24 protein-coding genes, 1 pseudogene and 1 riboswitch are annotated in these 23,057 nt (G+C 35.8%); of the genes and pseudogenes, 20 read left to right on the top strand and 5 right to left on the bottom strand.

Translation table 11 applies throughout. The annotated features are described in order from the left end of the window. Positions 1 to 5: 5 nt before the first annotated feature. The 12 genes from KPL75_RS07400 (at position 6) to KPL75_RS07345 (ending at position 9,665) form a co-directional block, all read left to right on the top strand. Positions 6 to 1,325, top strand: a complete 1,320-nt coding sequence (locus tag KPL75_RS07400) for a dihydrolipoamide acetyltransferase family protein (protein ID WP_219920085.1) — start codon at positions 6 to 8, stop codon at positions 1,323 to 1,325. Between the two features lie 339 nt (positions 1,326 to 1,664). Next, complete coding sequence (locus KPL75_RS07395; RefSeq protein WP_219920083.1) at positions 1,665 to 2,843, top strand: FtsW/RodA/SpoVE family cell cycle protein; 1,179 nt, start codon at positions 1,665 to 1,667, stop codon at positions 2,841 to 2,843. 104 nt (positions 2,844 to 2,947) lie between these two features. Further along, the gene (locus KPL75_RS07390) at positions 2,948 to 3,652 is read left to right on the top strand and encodes a DUF421 domain-containing protein (RefSeq protein ID WP_219920081.1); all 705 of its coding nucleotides are present in this window, start codon (positions 2,948 to 2,950) and stop codon (positions 3,650 to 3,652) included. 70 nt (positions 3,653 to 3,722) lie between these two features. Then, the gene (locus KPL75_RS07385) at positions 3,723 to 4,187 is read left to right on the top strand and encodes an NUDIX hydrolase (protein WP_219920079.1); all 465 of its coding nucleotides are present in this window, start codon (positions 3,723 to 3,725) and stop codon (positions 4,185 to 4,187) included. 122 nt (positions 4,188 to 4,309) lie between these two features. Then, positions 4,310 to 4,717 carry a YjdF family protein gene (locus tag KPL75_RS07380; RefSeq protein WP_219920077.1) on the top strand — a complete coding sequence of 136 codons (408 nt, stop codon included), beginning with the start codon at positions 4,310 to 4,312 and terminating at the stop codon, positions 4,715 to 4,717. A 143-nt stretch (positions 4,718 to 4,860) separates the two neighbouring features. Next, positions 4,861 to 5,274, top strand: coding sequence for a BrxA/BrxB family bacilliredoxin (locus KPL75_RS07375; protein ID WP_219921080.1), 414 nt, complete (start codon positions 4,861 to 4,863; stop codon positions 5,272 to 5,274). Positions 5,275 to 5,524: 250 nt separating this feature from the next. Further along, a complete protein-coding gene (locus KPL75_RS07370; RefSeq protein ID WP_219920075.1) occupies positions 5,525 to 6,304 on the top strand; it encodes a transporter substrate-binding domain-containing protein in 780 nt (259 codons plus the stop codon). A 36-nt stretch (positions 6,305 to 6,340) separates the two neighbouring features. Continuing rightward, the gene (locus KPL75_RS07365; protein ID WP_219920073.1) at positions 6,341 to 7,000 is read left to right on the top strand and encodes an amino acid ABC transporter permease; all 660 of its coding nucleotides are present in this window, start codon (positions 6,341 to 6,343) and stop codon (positions 6,998 to 7,000) included. Next, complete coding sequence (locus KPL75_RS07360) at positions 6,993 to 7,715, top strand: amino acid ABC transporter ATP-binding protein (protein ID WP_002145838.1); 723 nt, start codon at positions 6,993 to 6,995, stop codon at positions 7,713 to 7,715. The genes KPL75_RS07365 and KPL75_RS07360 overlap by 8 nt, the downstream gene beginning before the upstream one ends. 100 nt (positions 7,716 to 7,815) lie before the next feature. After that, positions 7,816 to 8,784: an aromatic acid exporter family protein gene (locus KPL75_RS07355; RefSeq protein WP_002111713.1), complete on the top strand. Its 969-nt coding sequence runs from the start codon at positions 7,816 to 7,818 to the stop codon at positions 8,782 to 8,784. Positions 8,785 to 8,800: 16 nt separating this feature from the next. After that, positions 8,801 to 9,361, top strand: a complete 561-nt coding sequence (locus tag KPL75_RS07350; RefSeq protein ID WP_219920071.1) for a L,D-transpeptidase — start codon at positions 8,801 to 8,803, stop codon at positions 9,359 to 9,361. Positions 9,362 to 9,425: 64 nt separating this feature from the next. Further along, positions 9,426 to 9,665, top strand: coding sequence for a DUF3894 domain-containing protein (locus tag KPL75_RS07345; RefSeq protein WP_002088543.1), 240 nt, complete (start codon positions 9,426 to 9,428; stop codon positions 9,663 to 9,665). Positions 9,666 to 9,755: 90 nt separating this feature from the next. Here the strand turns inward: KPL75_RS07345 and prli42 are convergent, their stop codons facing one another. Then, positions 9,756 to 9,848 (bottom strand): stressosome-associated protein Prli42, encoded by a 93-nt coding sequence (gene prli42 / locus KPL75_RS07340; RefSeq protein WP_000549036.1) that lies wholly within the window; start codon positions 9,846 to 9,848, stop codon positions 9,756 to 9,758. Between the two features lie 188 nt (positions 9,849 to 10,036). On the opposite strand from prli42, the gene KPL75_RS07335 reads away from it, so the two are divergent. Continuing rightward, a complete protein-coding gene (locus tag KPL75_RS07335; protein WP_219920069.1) occupies positions 10,037 to 10,582 on the top strand; it encodes a GNAT family N-acetyltransferase in 546 nt (181 codons plus the stop codon). Positions 10,583 to 10,709: 127 nt separating this feature from the next. After that, positions 10,710 to 11,828, top strand: coding sequence for a tripeptidase T (locus KPL75_RS07330; protein WP_002015107.1), 1,119 nt, complete (start codon positions 10,710 to 10,712; stop codon positions 11,826 to 11,828). A gap of 51 nt (positions 11,829 to 11,879) precedes the next feature. On the opposite strand, the gene KPL75_RS07325 is transcribed toward KPL75_RS07330, so the two are convergent. Continuing rightward, a complete protein-coding gene (locus tag KPL75_RS07325) occupies positions 11,880 to 12,080 on the bottom strand; it encodes a hypothetical protein (RefSeq protein WP_002145842.1) in 201 nt (66 codons plus the stop codon). A 142-nt stretch (positions 12,081 to 12,222) separates the two neighbouring features. Between KPL75_RS07325 and KPL75_RS07320 the strand changes: the two genes are divergently transcribed. Beyond that, on the top strand, positions 12,223 to 13,461 hold the full coding sequence (locus KPL75_RS07320) for a DNA polymerase IV (protein ID WP_219920067.1): 1,239 nt from the start codon (positions 12,223 to 12,225) through the stop codon (positions 13,459 to 13,461). Positions 13,462 to 13,741: 280 nt separating this feature from the next. Beyond that, positions 13,742 to 15,075, top strand: a protein-coding gene (locus KPL75_RS07315) for an IS3 family transposase (protein ID WP_258237012.1) whose coding sequence is annotated in 2 segments (ribosomal slippage) — positions 13,742 to 14,129 and positions 14,129 to 15,075 — 1,335 coding nt in all. Because the reading frame shifts where the segments join, the coding sequence is not laid out codon by codon here. 80 nt (positions 15,076 to 15,155) lie between these two features. On the opposite strand, the gene KPL75_RS07310 is transcribed toward KPL75_RS07315, so the two are convergent. The 3 genes from KPL75_RS07310 to KPL75_RS07300 form a co-directional block, all read right to left on the bottom strand. Then, a complete protein-coding gene (locus tag KPL75_RS07310) occupies positions 15,156 to 15,857 on the bottom strand; it encodes an MgtC/SapB family protein (protein WP_219920065.1) in 702 nt (233 codons plus the stop codon). Between the two features lie 76 nt (positions 15,858 to 15,933). Continuing rightward, entirely contained in the window at positions 15,934 to 18,639 is a 2,706-nt protein-coding gene (gene mgtA, locus KPL75_RS07305) for a magnesium-translocating P-type ATPase (RefSeq protein ID WP_219920063.1), read from the bottom strand. A 333-nt stretch (positions 18,640 to 18,972) separates the two neighbouring features. After that, positions 18,973 to 19,138, bottom strand: a riboswitch (M-box (ykoK) riboswitch). A 173-nt stretch (positions 19,139 to 19,311) separates the two neighbouring features. Continuing rightward, positions 19,312 to 19,563 (bottom strand): DUF3932 family protein, encoded by a 252-nt coding sequence (locus KPL75_RS07300; protein ID WP_219920061.1) that lies wholly within the window; start codon positions 19,561 to 19,563, stop codon positions 19,312 to 19,314. Positions 19,564 to 19,752: 189 nt separating this feature from the next. Between KPL75_RS07300 and rnz the strand changes: the two genes are divergently transcribed. The 4 genes and pseudogenes from rnz (at position 19,753) to sdaAA (ending at position 23,041) form a co-directional block, all read left to right on the top strand. Continuing rightward, a complete protein-coding gene (gene rnz, locus KPL75_RS07295) occupies positions 19,753 to 20,676 on the top strand; it encodes a ribonuclease Z (protein ID WP_016106118.1) in 924 nt (307 codons plus the stop codon). A gap of 367 nt (positions 20,677 to 21,043) precedes the next feature. Next, positions 21,044 to 21,280: pseudogene (locus KPL75_RS07290) on the top strand (PTS sugar transporter subunit IIC); the annotation flags it as partial. Between the two features lie 204 nt (positions 21,281 to 21,484). Continuing rightward, a complete protein-coding gene (sdaAB, locus tag KPL75_RS07280; RefSeq protein WP_002145855.1) occupies positions 21,485 to 22,144 on the top strand; it encodes an L-serine ammonia-lyase, iron-sulfur-dependent subunit beta in 660 nt (219 codons plus the stop codon). 18 nt (positions 22,145 to 22,162) lie between these two features. After that, the gene (sdaAA, locus tag KPL75_RS07275; RefSeq protein WP_002145856.1) at positions 22,163 to 23,041 is read left to right on the top strand and encodes an L-serine ammonia-lyase, iron-sulfur-dependent, subunit alpha; all 879 of its coding nucleotides are present in this window, start codon (positions 22,163 to 22,165) and stop codon (positions 23,039 to 23,041) included. Positions 23,042 to 23,057: the final 16 nt, after the last annotated feature.

The following is a 23,057-nucleotide window of genomic DNA, read 5'->3' as shown; positions in this document are numbered from 1 at the left end:
TATACATGGCTGTAGAAAATATCACAATGCCTCAGCTCGGGGAGAGCGTTACAGAGGGTACAATTAGTAAATGGCTCGTTAATGTTGGCGATCACGTAAATAAGTATGATCCGCTTGCAGAAGTAATGACGGACAAAGTAAATGCCGAAGTACCATCTTCTTTCACTGGTATTGTGAAAGAGTTAATAGCTGGCGAAGGTGAAACGTTAGCCGTAGGTGAAGTTGTTTGTGTCATTCAAGTAGAAGGCGCAGATGAAGTAGCAGCAACAGCTGTAGAGGAAAAAACGAAAGAAGAACAAAAGGCAGAAGTAACTACGCCTGAAAAAGCACCGAAAGCAAAACAACCAACTGGTGGAAAACCACGTTTTTCACCAGCGGTTTTAAAACTTGCGGGTGAGCATAACGTTGATTTAGATTTAGTAGAAGGTACGGGGGCAAATGGCCGTATTACTCGTAAAGATATTTTAAAGCTAGTGGAATCTGGAAATATTCCGCAAGCAGGTGCGAAGAAAGAGGAAGTTGTTGCAGTAGCAGAGCGTCCAGAAGCACCAAAATCAGCGACAGTAGTACCGGTAGCGCAAAAAGTAGAAGCTGCAAAACCAGTTTCTGTGCCGACAATGCCTGGAGATATCGAGATTCCGGTAACAGGTGTGCGTAAAGCAATTGCAGCAAATATGTTACGTAGTAAGCACGAGGCACCTCATGCTTGGATGATGATTGAAGTAGATGTGACAAACCTTGTGTCATACCGTAATTCAATTAAGGGTGACTTTAAAAAGCGTGAAGGCTTTAACCTAACGTTCTTTGCTTTCTTCGTAAAAGCAGTAGCACAAGCGTTAAAAGAATATCCTCAAATTAACTCAATGTGGGCAGGCGATAAAATCGTTCAGAAGAAAGATATTAACCTTTCTATCGCTGTTGCAACAGAAGAAGAGTTATTTGTGCCAGTAATTAAACAAGCGGACGAGAAGACGATTAAAGGAATCGCTCGTGAAATTACAGAGCTTGCAGGAAAAGTACGCACGAAATCGTTAAAAGCGGACGAAATGCAAGGCGGAACATTTACAATTAATAACACAGGATCATTCGGTTCTGTTCAATCTATGGGCATTATTAATTACCCACAAGCGGCTATTTTACAAGTTGAATCAATTGTAAAACGCCCAGTAATTATGGATAACGGTATGTTCGGTGCTCGTGACATGGTTAACTTATGTTTATCACTTGATCACCGTGTACTTGATGGTTTAATTTGTGGTAAATTCTTAGGACGTGTAAAAGAAATTTTAGAAAACGTGTCAGAGAACAATACATCTGTATATTAATAAAAAGCTCGCATTTGCGAGCTTTTTATCATTTTATTTCTTCATTTGTATCCTACTATATGTACAAACCTTTCCCAGTAATCTTACAATGAATGATCATGTATTAGGAATTTGCGAAAATACATTGCTGATATATGGTATATAGATATAAAATAAGAAAAGAATAATTTTTTTGGCAAATCTTACTGACGAAACTGTAGTATAATATATTGTATTGTATGAAAAAGAGAGTTATTCTATATAAGTGTTTTATAGATAATGTGTAATCAGTCGTCAAAACATGAAGAATGTTGACTCCTGGTTTTTTATTTTGCTGTAACAATGTTTCAGGAGGATGTCATGAAAAGAAGTACCGAGTTTTTAAAAAGTTTAGATGTAAAATTAATTTTAATTTTGTGTGCATTATGTGTTACGAGTATAGCCGCTATATATAGCAGTCAGCAAACTGGACAATATGGGGCTGAGAATTTTGCTCTGAAACAAGGTGTTAACTACATAATTGGGATTGTAATGTTACTTCTTGTTGCAAGTGTTGATTCAGATCAGCTACAAAAACTATCTTGGCCATTGTATATTGCTACATTTGCTTCGATTATTTTGTTGAAGATATTACCAGTTTCAAACTTTACACCTGAAATACTTGGGGCGAAAAGATGGTTTAGGTTTCCGGTAATTGGATCTATTCAACCGTCGGAGTTTTTCAAAATTGCACTGGTTATGTTAGTAGCAAATTTAGCAGTAAAGCATAATGCACAGTATATGGTTCGAACATTTAAAACAGACCTAATATTAATAGGAAAGGTAATGTTAGTAGCTATTCCTCCTACGGCTGTTGTATATAGCCAACCGGATACAGGTATGGTGTTCTTATATGCTGCTGCAATTGCATGTATTTTATTTATGTCAGGTATTCAGAAGAAATTGATAGCGTTATGTACAATTATTCCGGTGACCATAGTATCTGCGTTAATATTTATTTACGTAAGGTATGAGGATTTCTTCTTTAATAATTTAGTTACTTTACTAAAACCTCACCAACAATCACGAATTTTGGGTTGGTTAGATCCATTTGAACATACAGATCAAGGCTATCAAACACAGCAATCGATTTTAGCTGTAGGTAGTGGAGGTATGGAAGGGAAAGGATTTGGTGAAGGGAACGTCTATATTCCAGAGAAACACACTGACTTTATTTTCGCTACAATTGCCGAAGAAGGTGGATTTATAGTAGCGGCGTTAGTTGTGTTCTTGTTCCTGTTACTACTATATCGAACAATTATTATCGGTTATTCTGCTGATAATTTATTTGGTACATTATTATGTGCTGGATCAATAGGAATACTAACGGTTCAAATATTCCAAAATATTGGTATGATCGTTGGATTAATGCCTGTAAAAGGGATTGCATTACCTTTCTTATCGTATGGGGGAAGTTCCTTATTCTCGAATATGATTATGATGGGGCTCATATTATCGGTACGGAAAACGTATAAAAAATATATGTTTTCAGTTAAGTAAAAAAGCTGGTTCGTTTTTAAACGAACCAGCTTTTTTACATATATGCTCCTAAACGTTGCAAACTAAAACAGACTAGCAGTTTGGGATGTAAGGAGTGCAAAGTGATGCATATGCATATTTTTGAAGGAGCACGGCATCTTTCTAACGGTGAATGGGTTGTTCGAGCTATTATAGCGTACACATTTTTAATATTAGTTGCGAAATCGATGGGACAAAGATCCATCGCACAACTTCGCTTTTTAGATGTTGTATTAGTGTTATTACTTGGTGGGAATATTTCTAATGCGCTATCTGATGAAAAGGTCGGATTACTCGGTTCAATGATTACAACTTTTATACTAGTTGTACTTCATATTATAAGCTCTGTTTTAATGTTGAAATGGGATAGATGGAGACGCTTTTTAGAGCCTGCACCTATTATTCTTATACACAATGGTGCCATTGATTTTAGCAATTTGAAAAAGGCGAGAATTACGGTGGAATATTTATTTTCGGAACTTCGCATGCGAAATGTGAGCGATATTCAAACGATTAAATTAGCATTATGGGAAGCAAGTGGTGTTGTTTCTATATTTCAGTATCCAGAATATGAAGCAGTTTCTCGGCTGGATCTTAAAGTGGCGGGGAAAAAATCTCCAGTTGCTTTTATTTTAGTGAAGGATGGAAGAATTCAGCAGGACGTTCTCGCTTTAGTAGGAAAAACAGAAGAGTGGGCGAAAGAGTTTTTAGAGAAGAATGCAGAAATTGAATCCATTATGTTAGCTACAGTAGATGAAGCACATAAAATAAATATTTTGTTAAAAAAATGAAAAATATACGCATTTTGTCGTTTCATACATATGATACAATAGTGTGGACAACGAAAAAGGAGGCGATACGATGGGATATGTAGAAGAATTACGAAAAATAGTTGGTCATCGCCCTTTAATCTTAGTTGGTGCTGTTGTACTCGTTATAAATGAAAATGGATATGTTTTATTGCAGCAAAGAACAGAGCCGTACGGAAAATGGGGGCTACCTGGTGGGCTAATGGAGCTTGGTGAATCACCAGAAGAAACAGCTTACCGCGAAGTATATGAAGAGACAGGAATAGAAGTAAAGAACCTCCGATTAATCAATGTATTTTCTGGAGCGAACTATTTTACAAAATTAGCAAACGGTGATGAATTTCAATCCGTAACGACAGCCTATTATACGGATGAATACGAAGGTGATTTTGTTATGAATAAAGAAGAAGCGGTTCAGCTTAAATTCTTCCCAGTAACAGAACTACCGGACTATATTGTAGGATCGCATAAAAAAATGATTGTTGAATATATGAAGATTATGGAAAAAAGGATATAATAATAGTGAAAGAAATACAAAAACACAGTTCTGGTTGGTAGTCCAGACGCATGATTTCATGTCAGTAACCTTCCCCTCCGGGATGTCCAGTATTTCTAATTTTTTTAAAGGAGGGGCTGTCAATGGATTTGACAGTATATCACGATGGTCAATTTTTTGTAGGAATTATTACGCATAAAGAAAAAGGGAAATTGTATGGAGCAAGGTATATTTTTGGAATGGAACCATCAGATGAGGAAGTACTTATATTTGTGAATGGTCCAATGTTAGCATATTTCCAGCACGTCGCAAAATGCGGTGTGGAAGTTAAAGAAAAACTGCGTCCCAAAAATATAAAACGTATCATACGACAAGCGGCAAAAGAAGTAAATGTAAAACGTTTTACAAAGGCGCAAGAAGCAATTAGTTTATCTTATGAACTGCACAAACAAGATAGAAAAGTGCAATCTAAAAAGAGACGAGAAGCAGAAAAGCAGCGAAAACGTTTTATAAAAGTACAAAAAGCAAAGCAAAAGCATCGTGGCCATTAAGAAAAGGTGTTAGAGCAAGAGCCCTAACACCTTTTCTATGCCCAAATACAAGTAAGTTTACTTGTATTTCATAAACATTAACTGGTAAGATACAAATAGGTAATTTTAGAGGAGGGAAAAGATTGATTAACTTTAACTTTTTTATGAATGATGTTGTCCGTCAAGCGCGTGAAGAGATTGTCTCTGCTGGATATACAGAATTGACGACGCCAGAAGCAGTAGAAGAAGCATTTAAAAGAAATGGTACAACACTTGTAATGGTAAACTCTGTATGTGGTTGTGCAGGTGGCATTGCTCGCCCTGCTGCTGCGCATTCCGTACATTATGATAAACGTCCTAACCATCTTGTAACGGTGTTTGCAGGCCAAGATAAAGAAGCAACAGCAAGAGCGCGTGAATATTTCGAAGGATATCCACCTTCTTCTCCATCATTTGCTTTGTTGAAAGATGGAAAAATTGTAACGATGGTAGAACGTCATGAAATTGAAGGTCATGAACCAATGCAAGTCATTGCGAAATTACAATCTTATTTCGAAAATAATTGCGAAGAACTATAAATAAGCGAAAAGGCGGTACGTCCACGATCAAGTGGATGTACCGCCTTTTTTTATTTAGAATTCAAAATGCTGAAACATGCATAGGTTTTTCTTTTTATGCATGTTTTTATACATACGAAACGTTATTATTAATGTAGTTTTATTTATTTTTATTTTATATATTGCATAAAAATAAAACTACTGATACAATACAAACATCGAATAAATATTCTATTAAACTTTTAAATATACATTATTAGGGGGAAGAAAGATGAAGAAGTTATTATCAATATCATTTGCACTTATTTTAATTGTAAGTATGTTCAGTGCTTGTAGTAATGGGGAAGAAAAGGCGAATGGCAAAAATAAAAAAGTACTCGTTATGGGGACTTCAGCAGACTATAAACCGTATGAATACGTAGAAGCTTCAAAAAGTGATGAAATTATCGGTTTTGATGTTGATATTGCAAAATATATCGGAAAAGAACTTGGGTATGAAGTAAAAGTGAAAGATATGGATTTTGGAGGATTATTAGCATCTCTTAGCTCAGGAAAAGTTGATTTCGTTATGGCAGGTATGACGCCAACTGCAGAGCGTAAAAATAATGCTGATTTCACCGATATTTATTTTGTTGCTAAAAATATGATCGTTTCAAAAAAAGGCTCTAATATTAAATCATTAGAAGATTTAAAAGGAAAAAAAGTAGGGGTACAAACAGGGTCAATTCAGGAAGAAAAAGCAGAAGAATTTAAAAAACAAGTCGATTTCAAAGCTGAGGGACGTGACCGTATACCAGAAATCGTACAAGAAATTAAAGCTGGTCGTTTTGACGCTGCAATTATAGAAGACACAGTTGCAAAAAATTATTTAGAAAAAATGAAAGAACTACAAGGAATTGAAATTCAAGAAGCACCAGAAGAAGTAGGTGCAGCAATTGCTCTTGCGAAAAACAGTGATAAAACAGAAGAATTTAATAAAGTAATTAAGAAAATGCAAGAAAATGGAGAAATGGATAAATTAGTGAAGAAATGGTTTGGCAGCGGAAAATAAGCTGCCTTTCACTTTTCAGTGAGGGGAATGAAAAGGATGAATCTAGATTTTTCGGCAATTACGCCTTCAATACCATATATATTAAAGGGCTTAGAAGTTACATTGAAAATTGTAGCGGCATCAGCTGTGGTAGGATTTATTTTAGGAACGTTATTAGCACTTTGCAAAATTGCTAGAATACGAGTATTGAATATTGCAGCAGATATTTATACATCAATATTTCGTGGTACACCACTTGTATTGCAATTAATGATTATTTATTTCGGTGTTCCGCAAATGATTGGATATGAGATACCAGCCTTTTTAGCAGCTGTACTTGCATTTAGCTTAAATTCAGGTGCATATATGTCAGAAGTAATTCGTGCCGGCATTCAAGCGGTCGATAAAGGACAAACAGAAGCAGCGATGGCTTTAGGGATTCCTTACGGTAAAATGATGAAAAATATAATTTTTCCTCAAGCTTTAAAAAATATATTACCAGCACTTGTAAATGAGTTTGCGACTCTTACGAAAGAATCGGCTGTAGTAACCGTAATAGGAGCGACTGATTTAATGCGCCGTGCTTATATTGTAGGCGGTGAAACATTTAAATATCTTGAGCCATTACTGTTTGTTGGACTTATTTATTATATATTAGTAATTATTCTTACAGTAGTCGGGAAGGCAATTGAAGGGAGAATGAAGAAAAGTGATTAAAATTGACAACCTTCATAAATCATTTGGAAAAAATGAAGTATTAAAAGGAATTACAACAACGATTGAAAAAGGAGAAGTTGTTGCAATTATCGGACCGTCTGGATCTGGCAAATCAACATTTTTACGCTGTATGAATGTATTAGAAGCGCCGACAGATGGTCACATTTGGATTGGAACGGAAGAAGTAACGAATCCGAAAACGAATATTATGCACGTTCGTGAAAATGTCGGAATGGTATTTCAACATTTTCACCTATTCCCTCATATGACTGTATTAGAAAATATTACTTATGCCCCTATCAATGTAAAAGGAGTGACGAAGCAAGAGGCTGAAAAAAAAGCTGAGAAACTTTTAGAAAAAGTAGGGTTATTAGATAAGAAAGATGCATATCCCAATCGTCTTTCAGGAGGACAAAAGCAACGTGTAGCAATTGCGAGGGCACTAGCGATGGAACCGGAAGTTATGTTATTTGATGAACCGACCTCTGCGCTAGATCCAGAAATGGTGAAAGAAGTGTTAGAAGTTATGAAATCATTAGTTACGACAGGAATGACGATGGCAATCGTTACACATGAAATGGGATTTGCAAAAGAAGTGGCAGATCGCGTTCTCTTTTTAGATGGTGGAAAGCTCGTAGAAGATAGTAATCCAGAAGAGTTTTTTACAGCACCAAAAAGTGACCGTGCAAAAGAATTTTTGCAAAAGATATTGTAATATGTGAAGGGTACGTGAATAATAGGTAGAAAAGGATGACATTGCGTCATCCTTTTTTTATACTATTTTTAAATACATTTATACATATAGGAGTAATGATATGTTTAAAATTGGATATAGAACAGTGAAAACAGCGCTTGGAACGGGTGCGGCAGTTTTTATTGCTCAGCTATTAGGATTAGAATTTTATAGTTCAGCTGGTATTTTAGTCATTTTATGCGTGCAAAATACGAAACGAAAATCCGTTCAAGTATCGTTGCACCGTTTTTTAGCTTGTGTATTATCGATGGTGTTTGCGTTTTGTATTTTTGAAACGATTGGTTACACACCACTTGCGATTAGCGTATTACTGCTTACCTTTATTCCGACTGCAGTTATGTGCAAAATTCAAGAAGGGATTGTCACGAGTTCGGTTATCGTTATGCATCTGTATTCATTAAAGCAAATTACATGGTCTATAGTTGGTAATGAAATTGCTATATTAACGATTGGAATTAGTGTCGCTTTATTAGTAAACATGTACATGCCAAGCAGTGAGAATAAACTGAAAGAGTATCAAGGGAAAATAGAAGACCATTTCAGAACGATTTTGTTTGAAATGGTCGTTTATTTACGAAATCGAGATAGTAATTGGAGTGGGGCCGAATTAATTGAAACAGAAATGATGCTGAAAGAAGCAAAAGATTTATCATTTAAAAAACTTGAGAATGAGTTTATGCGTGAAGATGACTATTATTATCGGTATTTTGATATGCGCATGCAACAATTTGAAATTTTGGAGCGAATGATACCATTAGCTGCATCACTATCTTGGACGTATGAACAAGCTGATATGATTGCAGACGTAATCGAAAATATAGGGAATTCTATTCGTCCTGAAAGTACAGGGGTTATTTCGTTAAGACAACTTCAAGAAATGCGAGAAGTATTCAGAGAAATGCCTTTACCAGTCTCGCGAGAAGAATTTGAAATACGTGCAAAACTCGTTCAACTTGTTTATGAAATGGAGCAATATTTACTCATTAAAAGTCGTTTTAAGGGAAAGGATAATATAAAAGAACTTATTTAGAAGGTAGGAATTATTTATGCCGTATCTTCTTTCTTTATTATTATGTCTTTCGTTATCACCAATCTGGCCTCTTGGTGATAACCCACGTGCTGGAGATCCTTATATAATTGTAAATAAAGCAACGAATAAACTAGCTTACATCGATGATGGGAAGATCCAAAAGGTTTTTCCAGTAGCGACAGGGAAAACAAATGAATTAACCCCAGAAGGAACCTTTGACATTGTATTGAAGGCGAAGGATCCGTATTATATTGCGAAGGATATTCCTGGGGGCTCTCCAAAAAATCCACTTGGATCGAGGTGGATGGGATTTAATGCAAGAGGAACGGATGGAAGTAAGTATGGGATACACGGGACAAACCAGCCTAGTTCAATTGGAAAATATATTTCGCAAGGATGCATAAGAATGAAGAAACATGATGTGGAATATTTGTTTGATCGTATTCCACTTGGAACGAAAGTATCGATTGTGAAATCGAAAAAAACATTTCAGCAATTGGCGAAGGAAAAAGGGGCCATAGTATTTGGAAAAGTCAACGAAACGGTTGGCTTTTTTCTTTTCTATAAGTTGTCTTGACATGTGTACATAACCATGCGTTAATGAGAATATATAAAGATAATTGAGTAAAGGGGTTGCTCATATGTATTTAAATCCAAAAATTTCTTACATGCAGTTTTGTGTTGGTTTTCTATTTGTTATTACATTCATATTGGCAACTTTTAATATATGCTCTTACGTTGTAGCGATTGTATTTATGGCATTACTCAATCTTACTTTTGTTATTGGGGCATTTCAGCAGAAACAATATACAAGTTTTGTAATAGCACTTGTAATGGCCTTTTCCTTTAGCATTGTAGCAATTGTAATATATATAAAATAAAATGTTCAATACAGGATAGACTATCTCGATTTCGAGATGGTCTATTTTGTATGTGTAAGCAGTAAAAAAAGGACGAGTGAATCGTCCTTTTTACCAAAACATACTTGCGCCAGTAAGTAATGTTGTTACAAGCATAGAAATTAGCATTATATAAACCATAATTTTTTGAGCTTTTTTATGCATAGTTAAACCTCCTTGCAAATCAGTACAATTTCATTGTAACGAGAAATGAAATTATGGACAAGGGGAGAGAAAGGACAAAATTCGGGAAGGGGGTGCAAAATATTACAGGAAATTTGAGCATACGTAGAGAATATGTTAAAAGATAGATTACTAATTTTTTGTTATGCAAGCTGAAGAATGGAGATACAATGATGAAAATATACGAAACAAATCGTTTACATTTAAGGGAAATTGATGAGTCGTATACTGAAAAAGTTCTTCAATATTACGACAGAAATCGTGAATTTTTAAAAGCTTGGGAAGAGTATAGACCGGAGGATTTTTTTACATTAGATTATCAAAAGAAAAAGTTGCAAAAGGATAGAAAAGAGTTTGCAGAAGGTAAAATCATCAGGCTATGGATTTTTAAAAAGGGTGATGATACGAAAATAATTGGCTGTATATCATTTAATTTAATTGTTCGCGGAATTTATCAATCTTGTGTACTCAGTTATAAATTAGACAAGGAAGAATTGAATAAAGGTTACACAACAGAAGCGCTTAGAAAAGCAATTCAAGTTACCTTTGAAGAATTTCATTTACATCGTATAGAAGCACCAATTATGCCACGAAATTTAGCATCTATACAAGTAGTGACGAAGATAGGATTTCAATATGAAGGTGTATCTCGAAAAATGCTAATGGTAAATGGCATCTGGGAAGATCATATGCGCTGGGTATTGTTAAACGAGTAATAGAAGGCAGATGGGTATCTAGATGTGTTAACCATCTGTTTTTTGTCTTGTATTTCGAAACTTTTGCGAAATTCTGTTATAATTAATGTTGTTACATACATAATGGTAGTGCAGGAGGCGCAGTCTTATGATTAATCAAGAACGTTTAGTAAATGAATTTATGGAGTTAGTACAAGTAGATTCTGAAACAAAATTTGAAGCAGAAATTTGCAAAGTGTTAACAGAGAAATTTACTGCTTTAGGTGTAGAAGTATTTGAGGATGACACGATGGGTGTAACTGGTCATGGTGCAGGTAACTTAATTTGTACTTTACCAGCAACAAAAGACGGTGTTGATACAATTTATTTCACTTCTCATATGGATACAGTAGTTCCTGGTAATGGAATTAAGCCTTCTATTAAAGATGGATATATCGTATCAGATGGTACTACAATTTTAGGAGCCGATGACAAAGCTGGATTAGCATCTATGTTTGAAGCGATTCGTGTCTTAAAAGAGAAAAACATTCCTCATGGTAAAATTGAATTTATTATTACAGTTGGAGAAGAATCTGGTCTTATTGGTGCAAAAGCGTTAGACCGTGAACGTATTACAGCAAAATATGGTTATGCATTAGATAGTGATGGAAAAGTTGGTGAAATTGTAGTTGCAGCGCCAACACAAGCGAAAGTGAATGCGATTATTCGCGGGAAAACAGCTCATGCTGGCGTAGCACCAGAAAAAGGTGTATCTGCAATTACTATCGCAGCAAAAGCAATCGCAAAGATGCCACTTGGTCGTATCGATTCTGAAACAACTGCAAATATTGGACGTTTTGAAGGTGGTACACAAACAAATATCGTTTGCGATCATGTTCAAATCTTTGCAGAAGCTCGTTCTTTAATAAATGAGAAAATGGAAGCACAAGTTGCAAAAATGAAAGAAGCATTTGAAACAACTGCAAAAGAAATGGGTGGTCATGCAGACGTTGAAGTAAACGTTATGTATCCAGGATTTAAGTTTGCTGCTGGCGATCACGTTGTAGAAGTTGCGAAACGTGCAGCTGAAAACATCGGTCGTACGCCTTCTCTTCACCAAAGTGGTGGCGGAAGTGATGCGAACGTAATCGCAGGACATGGTATCCCAACAGTTAACTTAGCAGTTGGTTATGAAGAAATTCATACAACAAATGAAAAAATTCCTGTTGAAGAATTAGCGAAAACAGCAGAATTAGTTGTAGCTATTATCGAAGAAGTAGCGAAGTAAGTAATAAAGTCAAAAAGACGTGTGAACCAATTATGGTTTACACGTCTTTTTTTATTTTGATTCAATTGCTTTCACAAGGCGGATAAGCCAATATAGGAAAATCCATGGCAGTATATAGGTTGTTACGATACTTAGTAAACGTGGAAGGAGCCCTGCTACGTTTATATCAAAAATAGGAAGTAATAAATAATTAATTAAGAGGACTAATATAATAATGAGAAATGTATAGTTGAGTTTACCATTTGATTTCACAATAGATCACTCCTTTTACAATAATATCCATAGTTCATATAAAGTATAGCAAAAATAAGGATAAAAGGAATAAGTAATTATTATATTGTACATGAATTTGATATAATGAAAGAACAAACGTTCTTTGAAAGGGGTGAGTATTATGCGAGAAATGTATCCGAAAAATGGTCGTGTTATTTTACATGTAGATATGAATTGTTTTTTCGCATCTGTTGAAATTGCTCATGACTCATCATTACAAGGAAAGCCATTAGCGATTGCGGGGAATGAAAAAGAGAGAAAAGGAATTATCATAACATGTAGTTATGAGGCGAGAGAATATGGAATACGTACGACGATGCCTCTATGGGAAGCGAAGCGATTATGCCCGCAATTAGTTGTGAGGCACCCTAATTTTACATTATATCGGGAAGCTTCATTTCAAATGTTTCAAATTCTTTCCCGTTTTACAGAAAAAATACAACCGTTTTCTATAGATGAAGGGTATTTAGATATTACAGATTGCTATGCGCTCGGTTCGCCTCTTGAAATAGCGAAGATGATTCAACAAGCGTTAATAACAGAGTTACAGCTGCCATGTAGCATTGGAATTGCCCCAAACCTTTTCCTAGCAAAGACTGCTTCAGATATGAAAAAACCTCTTGGTATTACAGTACTTCGAAAACGTGATATCCCAGAAATTATTTGGCCACGATCAGTTGCAGAGATGCATGGAATCGGAGAGAAAACAGCTGAAAAACTAAAAGACATTCATATACATACAATTGAACAGTTAGCAAAAGGAGACGAGCATATCATTCGCGCTAAAATTGGAAAGCACGGTGTTGATTTACAAAAACGTGCAAAAGGTATGGATGACAGGGAAGTTGATCCGAATCAAATGGGACAACATAAAAGCGTTGGAAATTCTATGACTTTCTCAAAGGATATGGACGAAGAAAAAGAATTACTTGATATGTTAGAAAGATTATCGAAATCAGTAAGCAAAAGGCTACAAAAACGAACTCTCGTTAGTTATAACATTCAAATTATGATTAAATACCATGATCGTCGCACAGTAACACGGAGTAAACAATTGAAAAATGCAATATGGGAAGAACGGGTTATTTTCCAAGCAGCATCACGTTTATGGAAGCAACACTGGGATGGTGATTCTGTTCGTTTGTTAGGTGTTACAGCTACTGAATTAGAGTGGAAGACAGAATCAGTGAAACAGTTAGATTTGTTTTCATTTGAAGAAGATGCGAAAGAAGAGCCGTTACTTGCTGTTATTGATCAAATTAATGATAAGTACGGAACACCTCTTTTACAGCGAGGTAGTCAATTATTGCGTAAGCAAGAGAAGTCGTTTCAGCAAAAATTAGAAAATAAGTTTATGTAGAAGTTGTTATGAATATAAACCCTTCTTTTTTAGATGGAAGAGAAGATCCGGCCATACATAGAAGCGGTCAAATCCTTTTTTAGCTCCATACTAAGTTGAAACAAAAAGATTGAAAGAGTATGGATTACTTTTAGTTATTCCTAGCAGTTGCTAATGACTTGAAAATAAAAAAGAAGGTGTCATGTAAACTGTACCCTATCGAATAGACACTTAAAAAAGTCTATTCGATAGGGTATTTCTTGTATAATAAGAAGAAAATTAGAATCGGAGAACATTCAGAATGACAAAAAAATTATTCACCACAAAGGAAACACAAAACCTATCGAAGAATCCATACGTAAAATCTGTAAGTGAGAAAGGCATTACCTACACAGATGAATTTAAACGTATCTTTATTGAAGAAAATGAAAAGGGAAAACCACCTCGTATTATTTTTGAAGAATGTGGATTTGATATAGACATCATCGGTCTACAACGTGCTGTGTCATCAGGAAATAGATGGCGTACTTCCTATAAGGAAAATGGTGTGTTTGGTTTAAGAGATACACGTAAGGAAAACTCGGGAAGAAAGCTAGAAAGAGAGCTTACATTAGAAGAGAAATATGCACGTTTGGAAGCGGAACGAAACTTATTAAAAGCTGAAAATGAGCTGTTAAAAAAGATCAAATTTATGGAAGGGAGGATGGGAAAAAAATAACGTTACAACCTAGTCAAAAGTACCTATTAATTCGTTCTATTATTGGAAAATATAGCCTAAAAAATATGGTGAGATATTTGTGTAAAATTGCAGGTGTTTCGCGTTCTGGATACTATAATTATTTTTCCACCACTTCTCAAAGTAGGCGAGAAGAAAGAATACATCAAGATGAAGTGGTGAAGAAACTCATATTAAAGGCATTTCAATTTAAAAATCGAAAGAAAGGGGCGCGTCAAATCAAAATGACATTGGCGGGTCAATTTCAAGTTGTCTACAATTTGAAACGTATCCGTAGAATCATGAAAAAATATGGGATAATCTGTCCCATTCGTAAAGCGAATCCCTATAAAAGAATGTTGAAAGCGACGAAAGAACACTTCGTGGTACCGAATCAATTAAAGCGAGAATTCAGGCAAGGTACACCTGGAAAGGTACTTCTGACAGATATCACATACCTGTTTTATGGTAAGAATCAGAAAGGATATTTATCTACCATTCTAGACGGGTCCACAAATGAAATTTTGGCGTATCATGTTTCAGAACGACTTACACTAGATATCGCAACGACGACTCTTCACAAACTAAAGAAGAATAAGAGAGTGCGATTAACGGAAGGTGCCTATATTCATTCAGATCAAGGAGCTCATTACACAAGTCCTACTTATCAAAAATTAGTCAAAAAATTAAAGCTGGGACAATCTATGTCAAGACGAGGAAACTGTTGGGATAATGCCCCTCAAGAATCTTTTTTCGGGCACTTTAAAGATGAAGCACACATAAAAACTTGTACGTCTTTCCCTCAGTTAAAACAAGAAATTAAAGACTATATGAAATACTATAATCAGCATAGATATCAATGGAATTTAAAGAAGATGACTCCTGTTGAATACAGAAATCATCTTCTTGATGCCGCCTAACTTTTTTTAAAATGTCCTTTACAAAGGGTACAGATTAATGAATATTAAACCTTCTTTTTTATTCATGACACTTTTATGATTTAACTTGCTTCTAAGTCTAGTGTTGTCTTCCACCCCGCGGCAGTAACACCAGATTCTAAAAGCATTCTACTTACTATTTTTTCAATTAAGATAGCTGTATTTGTATTGCAATGTAAAGTAGCCTGTATACATACTTTTTGGTTAGAATCAACGTCTTCACTGTACAATTCTTTTAAACCGATACCTTCTGAACTTACCATGTGCATGAGAAGAAAACGAATATGCGCTTCATTTTCTTCCAAACAGGTAAGAGAAAGTAAGTAGTTTGTTTGTTCAGGTAAATCTTCTTTTGATTTATTATTCATAAATAGAGCGATTGGGCGAAGCAGTATATTTGCTAGTAAAACGCCAGCTGCACCTAGCATAGCTGCAACGAGGAAGCCAGCACCTGTAAGAGTACCAACAGCAGCTGCGCACCATAAAGTTGCTGCTGTATTTAACCCTCTAATACTAAAACCGTCACGAATAATAACACCGCCTCCTAAAAAGCCAATACCACTAACAACTTGAGCGGCGATGCGTGATGGACTAGCATCATGATCAAGCATGACGGATAATAAAACAAATATACAGGCGCCAAGTGATACGAGAGCATTTGTCCGCAAACCAGCCATTCGATGTCTCCATTGTCTTTCCATTCCGATGCAAGCTCCTACAATAATTGCTATAAATAACCTTAATACGATGTCATACCATATCATCATGGTCACCTCCATACATATAAGTACATGTTATATTTTTTAAGAATGAGAGGGGAATCTCCACTCATTCTCATTTTTACAACCAGCTATGAAATTTTTTAATATAAAGTTTTTTCAGGAATTGTGTTAAGGAAGCATAACCTAATAATATTCCTATGAGCCACGGGAAGTAGCTTAGTGGTAATGCTTGTAAACCAATTGCTGCACCAAGTGGTGAGAATGGAATATAAATTCCGATTGCCATAATACAAGCGGTTAATAAAAGAACTGGTATTGATGCTGTACTTTGAATGAACGGAATTTTCTGTGTTCTAATCATATGGACAATTAATGTTTGAGTTAGTAGCCCAACGACAAACCAACCTGATTGGAATAGTGATTGTTCTCCAGGTGTATTTGCACCGAATACATTCCACATGACAACGAATGTGATAATATCGAATATAGAGCTAATTGGACCGATGCAAATAATGAAGTTACGCAAGTTTGCAGTATCCCATTTTCTAGGCTTCTCTAAAAATTCCTTATCCATTTTATCCCATGGAATTGAAAGCTGTGAAATATCATAAAGTAAGTTTTGAATTAATAGATGAATTGCAAGCATCGGTAAGAATGGAATGAAAGCACTTGCCACTAATACACTAAATACATTTCCGAAGTTAGAGCTAGCTGTCATTTTTATATATTTTAAAATATTGCCGAAAGTAGTGCGTCCTTCTAAAATACCTGCTTCTAATATAGTTAAACTTTTTTCAAGTAGAATAATATCGGAAGATTCTTTTGCAATGTCAGTAGCAGTATCAACAGATATTCCAACATCAGCATCACGTAGTGCAACGGCATCGTTAATACCATCCCCCATATAACCTACAGTATGACCATTACCTTGCAATACACGAATGATGCGGGACTTTTGCATTGGATTTAGTTTTGCGAACACTGTGGTTTCTTCTGCTAGTTTCGCTAATGCTTTATCTGGTAAAGAATCAATTTCGTAACCGAGGACAGGCTCACCTATATTTAATCCCACTTCTTTACAAACTTTTCTTGTAACAATTTCGTTATCGCCCGTTAAGATTTTTACTTGTACGCCGTGTTTATGCAATGCTTGAATTGCAGAAGCAGCAGATGGTTTAGGCGGATCTAAAAAGCCGATATATCCAGTAAGGATCATAGCGGATTCATCTTGTACTGCATAAGCTTTATGATAAGGTTTGTTATCTTTCTTGTATGCTACAGCGATGACACGCATTCCTTCACTGTTTAAAGTTTCGCTAAGATGTTTTACATTTGCTCTCATTTCTTCAGTAAGAGGGACAATTTGCCCATCCACTTCAGTGTAATTACAAATTGATAAAATTTCTTCTACGGCACCTTTACAAACCATTGTCTGTTCACCTGAAATATCTTTCACGATAACAGACATGCGGCGACGAGCGAAATCGAATGGAATTTCATCTAGCTTTTGAAAAGTTGATGGATCAAACTTATGGTTTTCCTCTGTATGTTCAATGACAGCTTTATCTATTAAATTTTTCAATCCAGTTTGGTAGAAGCTATTTAAATACGCAAATTGTAAGACGCGATTGCATTCATTTCCGTTAGGATCTAAATGACGAACAAGGACGACTTTATCTTCTGTTAAAGTTCCAGTTTTATCCGTGCAAAGGATGTTCATAGCACCTAAGTTTTGAATTGAGTTTAGCTGTTTTACAATTACTTTTTGTTTAGACATGTTCACGGCACCTTTAGCTAAATTAGCAGTTACAATCATTGGTAACATTTCAGGTGTAAGACCAACTGCAACGGCAATAGCAAAGAAGAAAGCTTCTTGCCAATCTCCTTTTGTAAATCCATTAATGAGAAGGACAATGGGTGCCATAATAAGCATAAATGTGATTAAGAGCCAACTTACTTTGTTCACGCCTTTATCAAAGCTTGTTTCTGCACGTTTTCCGATAACCTTATTTGCTAAAGAGCCGAAATACGTATCCGTACTAGTTGAAACAACAACAGCTTTTGCGCTACCGCTAACAATATTTGTACCCATAAAGCAAAGGTTTTCCATATCGAGCGGATTGTAATTTTTTTTCATGTTTTTCGGTAATATATGTTTATTTTCCGTATGGTAGCAGTTCTCGTATTTTTCTACAGGAAGTGCTTCCCCTGTTAAAGAAGATTGATTAACAAATAAATCTTTAGCGGATAAAATCCGCACATCAGCTGGAACGATATCACCGGCTGAAAGTGAAATAATATCGCCAGGAACAAGTTCTTCAATTGGAATTTCCATTGTATGATTACGGTTTAAATTGGTTATGTTTTTTGTTTCATGTATAAATCCATCTATTCTAAAGACACTCGCGGTTGTTCGAACCATAGCCTTTAACTTATCTGCCGCTTTCTGAGAGCGGAATTCTTGTAGAAAGCGAATCGTTGCACTTAGCAGTACCATTACAGATACGACAATTGTTCCTTGTATGTCATCTGTGAAAAACGAGAGTGCTCCAAGAGCTAATAAAACAAAAATAAATGGATTTTTAAATGCCAGCAGAAATTGAATGTACCACGGCAATGTTTTATTATGAGCGATTTCGTTCGGACCATATAAAGAAAGTCTACGAGACGCTTCTTGTTTAGAGAGTCCATCTTGTGTTGTTTCTAAGAGTTTTAACGCAGAGTATACATCCTGTGTTGCAACTTCCACTAATAATTCGTTATTTGCTTTCATGCTATCTTGATCGTAAGCATGCTTCGTTTCTTGTCTTTGTAAATTTAACATTGGTAGTTCCTCCTTTTCATGAAGGAGGAAACAATCTGTTACTCGACTATTTTAAACAGGGAGGAACAGCTTCTTTCCTACCTACATGGTGAAATATTAACGTAAAACATATGGGTATCTGGGCCGAATCATCACTTGCCACTGTTCCTCACCTCCGTACAATTTAATAGTTTCTGAATATGCTATGTTTGTTTCATAGTAAGGTGCATAAAGATATAAAAAAGACCTTTACTCAAAACGAGTAAAGGTCTGAATTCGCAGTCAAAAAGAGTCAACAACAAAGACTGTTATTAAACATAGATAAAAACAGTTTTTGTGTATGACAAAACATACGCACCTCTCCCTCGTTGAGTTTTAGCACTGTATAGCATAGGTACTGAAACCAGCTACGTTAAGAAAGGCCTTCATTCCGACCTTTCCTGTTGACCCATTGGCGTCTCTCGACATTTTTGGGCAGCAGCGTTTCTCTATACAGGAGCCTCACCTAACAGAGACCATATTCAATTACATGTTGAATGTTAGCACTGTGAAATCGTAGTGTCAATATCTTTTTAATCTGTTTTTTGAAAAATTAAATAGATTTATGATTGGTATATAGTATGAAGTAAGATGTGAAAATTTAAAATTAATGAACATAAAAAAAAGCACTGATTACAGTGCTTTTTTTATAGATTACGAGATTGTAGGATTTTCAAAAATGACAATCTCTGAACTGTTTGTTGTTGAAACGCGTTGTGCGTAATATGTTAAAGCGGAAGAAATATATGATGGCAACGTCTCATTTGTATGTGATGTTGTATATTCATGAATTAATTCTTTTAAAGTAGTCCACTCTAGTTGTGCTGGGTGATCAGAAACGAAAGAACTTACCCAGCGGTCAAATGAAGATGAAAAATCAGTTTGTAAACGAAATACTTCTTTCATAATAAAACGCTCCCTTTAAATGTGATAGTATTATTCTACTACAAAACACGAACGATTGTTAAGTTTTTTATTTGTAATGTTCGTGTTATATAGTTGTCTAGATGATTGGTTATGTAAATTCAATTTGCCATTTGAAATAACATTCCGTAAGATGAAAGATAGATTATATAAAGAGCTGGAGGAAAGAAAGTGGAATTTGTATTTTTAGGAACTGGTGCAGGTGTTCCTTCAAAAGGAAGGAACGTTTCAGCAATCGCCTTACAATTGCTAGAAGAACGAGGGCAAACGTGGCTATTTGACTGTGGTGAAGCGACTCAGCATCAAATTTTACATACATCTGTACGCCCAAGACGCATTGAAAAAATATTTATTACCCATTTACATGGAGATCATATTTTTGGTCTGCCTGGTTTATTAGGGAGCCGTTCTTTTCAAGGAGGAACGACGCCGTTAACAGTGTACGGCCCAAAAGGAATTAAACAATTTATTGAAGTAGCATTATTAGTAAGTACGACACATGTTAAATATCCACTTGAAATCGTTGAGATTACGGAAGAAGGTATTGTGTTTGAGGATAATGAATTCTGTGTAGAAACAAAAAGGTTATCACACGGAATCGAATGTTTCGGATATCGGATTGTAGAGAAAGATATACAGGGAGCTCTTTTAGTGGATAAGTTACTGGGAATGGGTGTGAAACCTGGTCCAGTTTTTAAACGCTTAAAAGATGGTGAAGTAGTTGAATTAGAGAATGGCACAGTGTTAAATGGAAAAGATTTTATCGGCCCGCCTCAAAAAGGCAGAGTTATTACAATTTTAGGCGATACACGATATTGCGAAGCGAGTAGAGAGCTTGCGCAAGATGCTGATGTACTTGTTCATGAAGCGACTTTTGCGGCAGAAGATGAACAGCAAGCACATGACTATTTCCATTCAACAACAGAACAAGCTGCGCGTATTGCATTAAATGCAAATGTAAAGCGATTAATATTGACACATATTAGTTCTCGTTATCAAGGAGATACATATAAGGAATTGCTGAAAGAAGCAAGAGAGTTATTTTCTAATACAGAAATCGCGATGGATTTGAAATCATTTCCAGTAGAAAAGTAATGTTCAAAAAAATGGTGACATATGTTTGCCATTTTTTTTATTTATAATAAAATTTTTTTTTACTAAAACTGTTATCATTTTATATTTATATTGGATAACACAGAAAGTTGTAATGGTTTAGAGATATAGGATAAAAATATATAATATCGATTATTTAGAAAAACTGTTATATAAGTAGGACGACATACAAGTGATACAAATAGGAAAAACGGATTTTTATTCAGAAATTTTAAAATTCAATAAAAGTAAGCGTTTCATAAAAAACAAGCTATAATGAGGGCACATTATAATTTATAGTAAGTTACAGCGTGCGTTTTAGCCATTTTTCGTAACAAACGAAATTGACTAAAAAGGGAGAGGGCATCATGGAGATTTAATTGGTATACCATTTTTAAAAGAGGTTGGACAATCAGCAGGTAGTCTAGGCGGAGTAGCCGGTGCAACTTTAGTTGCATTAGCAATGGGTGTATCACCTGTTTATGCTATGCTTGTAATGGCTTCTGTGTTAAACTTTGGATTGCTACCAGGCTTTATTGCTGGTTATCTTATATCATTTTTAGTAAAACAAATTGAAAAACGTGTACCAGAAGGATTAGATTTAATGATCCAATGAAAGTAACGTTAAGCTTATTATGTATTATGTATTATGGTATCTGGTATTAGTTCAGGATATATTGGTTCACTGCTATTCAAAAACTATCCAATTCGTACAGCGGAGCAAATTCGTGGTACGGCTGGAAAAGCAACAGATGTGGCAGCTTAATAGAATAGTAGAAAAAATTTTCATAGAGGTTTAGGGGGAGTTATGATGAAGTACCGCTCAGTGTTTGATATTATTGGTCCGGTTATGATTGGTCCATCAAGTTCACATACAGCAGGCGCGGCAAGAATGGGGCAAGTTGCTCGTCAGCTGTTTCGTCATGAGCCAGAGAGAGTTAGCATTTCATTATATGGTTCATTTGCAAAAACATACCGTGGTCACGGTACCGATGTAGCGCTAATCGGTGGAATACTAGGATTTGAAACAGATGATTTACGTATTCCAAGTGCGTTAGATATTGCAAAAGAACGCGGGATTGAAGTGGAATTTATTGAAGAAGATGCAAATGCTCCGCATCCAAATACAGCGAAAATTCGTCTGTATAAAGGTGAAGAGGAAATTGAAGTTGTTGCTTGCTCAATTGGTGGCGGTAAAATTGAAGTTGTAGAATTAAACGGATTCGATCTTCAATTAACAGGCACGAGTCCAGCACTACTTATTGTAAATAACGATCGCTTTGGTGCTATCGCAGCTGTAGCTTCAATCCTTGCTAAGCATGAGATTAACATTAGTACAATGAGTGTTTCTCGTAAAGAAAAAGGAAGAAGAGCGCTTATGGTCATTGAAACAGATGAATTATTAGCAGATGAAGTGATTGAAGAAATAAATGGACAACAAAATATTTGCCAAGTAACTATTATGGATTAATTGCAGGGGGGAAACACCATGTTTCGGAACGCAGCGGAACTAGTGGCGCAAGCTAAAGAGCAAAATGTAAAAATCGCAGAAATTATGATTCAATGTGAAATGGATACAAGACGTATTTCACGTGAAGAAGTAATTGCTGGTATGGAAAAGAACTTAGTCGTGATGGAACAAGCAGTAGAACGTGGTATTCGTGGTGTAAAATCACCGACGGGTTTAACTGGCGGTGATGCTGTGAAAGTTCGAGAGTATATGAAGAGCGGAAAAGGCTTATCTGGGGATACAATTTTGGACGCAGTGAGTAAAGCGGTTGCGACAAATGAAGTAAACGCAGCGATGGGAATCATTTGTGCAACACCAACAGCAGGTTCTGCTGGAACAGTGCCAGGTGTACTGTTTGCACTTAAAGAAAAATTACAGCCTACACGTGAAGAAATGATTGAATTTTTATTTACAGCAGGAGCTTTCGGTATGGTTGTTGCGAATAATGCTTGTATTTCCGGCGCTGCAGGAGGTTGCCAAGCTGAAGTAGGTTCAGCAAGTGGAATGGCAGCGGCAGCAGCAGTTGAGATGGCTGGTGGAACACAAGATCAAGCAGCTACAGCGATGGCGATTTCATTAAAGAATATGCTTGGTTTAGTATGTGATCCTGTTGCAGGGCTTGTAGAAGTACCTTGTGTAAAACGTAATGCAGCAGGAGCTGCGAATGCCATGATTTCAGCTGATTTATCATTAGCTGGTGTAACTAGTACAATTCCATGTGATGAAGTCATTGAGGCGATGTTTAGAATTGGACAAACGATGCCAGTAGCACTTCGTGAAACAGCAGAAGGTGGACTTGCGGCAACACCAACAGGTCGTCGTTTGCAAGAAGAAATTTTTGGTAAGAGTAATAACTAAAAGCATATCATATGAT

This window comes from Bacillus sp. NP247, from assembly GCF_018966865.1.
GTDB lineage: Bacteria > Bacillota > Bacilli > Bacillales > Bacillaceae_G > Bacillus_A.
This window is presented reverse-complemented; position numbering and strand designations above follow the sequence as displayed.

Bases quoted from the DNA above. Each gene is read 5' to 3' on its own strand.
- KPL75_RS07300 (WP_219920061.1), bottom strand. From the start codon at position 19,563: ATGAAAGAAGTATTTCGTTTACAAACTGATTTTTCATCTTCATTTGAC.
- KPL75_RS07355 (WP_002111713.1), top strand. From the start codon at position 7,816: ATGTTTAAAATTGGATATAGAACAGTGAAAACAGCGCTTGGAACGGGT.
- KPL75_RS07310 (WP_219920065.1), bottom strand. From the start codon at position 15,857: ATGATATGGTATGACATCGTATTAAGGTTATTTATAGCAATTATTGTA.
- KPL75_RS07400 (WP_219920085.1), top strand. From the start codon at position 6: ATGGCTGTAGAAAATATCACAATGCCTCAGCTCGGGGAGAGCGTTACA.
- KPL75_RS07390 (WP_219920081.1), top strand. From the start codon at position 2,948: ATGCATATGCATATTTTTGAAGGAGCACGGCATCTTTCTAACGGTGAA.
- KPL75_RS07345 (WP_002088543.1), top strand. From the start codon at position 9,426: ATGTATTTAAATCCAAAAATTTCTTACATGCAGTTTTGTGTTGGTTTT.
- KPL75_RS07320 (WP_219920067.1), top strand. From the start codon at position 12,223: ATGCGAGAAATGTATCCGAAAAATGGTCGTGTTATTTTACATGTAGAT.
- KPL75_RS07395 (WP_219920083.1), top strand. From the start codon at position 1,665: ATGAAAAGAAGTACCGAGTTTTTAAAAAGTTTAGATGTAAAATTAATT.
- sdaAA (WP_002145856.1), top strand. From the start codon at position 22,163: ATGTTTCGGAACGCAGCGGAACTAGTGGCGCAAGCTAAAGAGCAAAAT.
- KPL75_RS07335 (WP_219920069.1), top strand. From the start codon at position 10,037: ATGATGAAAATATACGAAACAAATCGTTTACATTTAAGGGAAATTGAT.
- KPL75_RS07385 (WP_219920079.1), top strand. From the start codon at position 3,723: ATGGGATATGTAGAAGAATTACGAAAAATAGTTGGTCATCGCCCTTTA.
- KPL75_RS07330 (WP_002015107.1), top strand. From the start codon at position 10,710: ATGATTAATCAAGAACGTTTAGTAAATGAATTTATGGAGTTAGTACAA.
- KPL75_RS07350 (WP_219920071.1), top strand. From the start codon at position 8,801: ATGCCGTATCTTCTTTCTTTATTATTATGTCTTTCGTTATCACCAATC.
- sdaAB (WP_002145855.1), top strand. From the start codon at position 21,485: ATGAAGTACCGCTCAGTGTTTGATATTATTGGTCCGGTTATGATTGGT.
- KPL75_RS07370 (WP_219920075.1), top strand. From the start codon at position 5,525: ATGAAGAAGTTATTATCAATATCATTTGCACTTATTTTAATTGTAAGT.
- prli42 (WP_000549036.1), bottom strand. From the start codon at position 9,848: ATGCATAAAAAAGCTCAAAAAATTATGGTTTATATAATGCTAATTTCT.
- KPL75_RS07375 (WP_219921080.1), top strand. From the start codon at position 4,861: ATGAATGATGTTGTCCGTCAAGCGCGTGAAGAGATTGTCTCTGCTGGA.
- KPL75_RS07380 (WP_219920077.1), top strand. From the start codon at position 4,310: ATGGATTTGACAGTATATCACGATGGTCAATTTTTTGTAGGAATTATT.
- KPL75_RS07365 (WP_219920073.1), top strand. From the start codon at position 6,341: ATGAATCTAGATTTTTCGGCAATTACGCCTTCAATACCATATATATTA.
- mgtA (WP_219920063.1), bottom strand. From the start codon at position 18,639: ATGTTAAATTTACAAAGACAAGAAACGAAGCATGCTTACGATCAAGAT.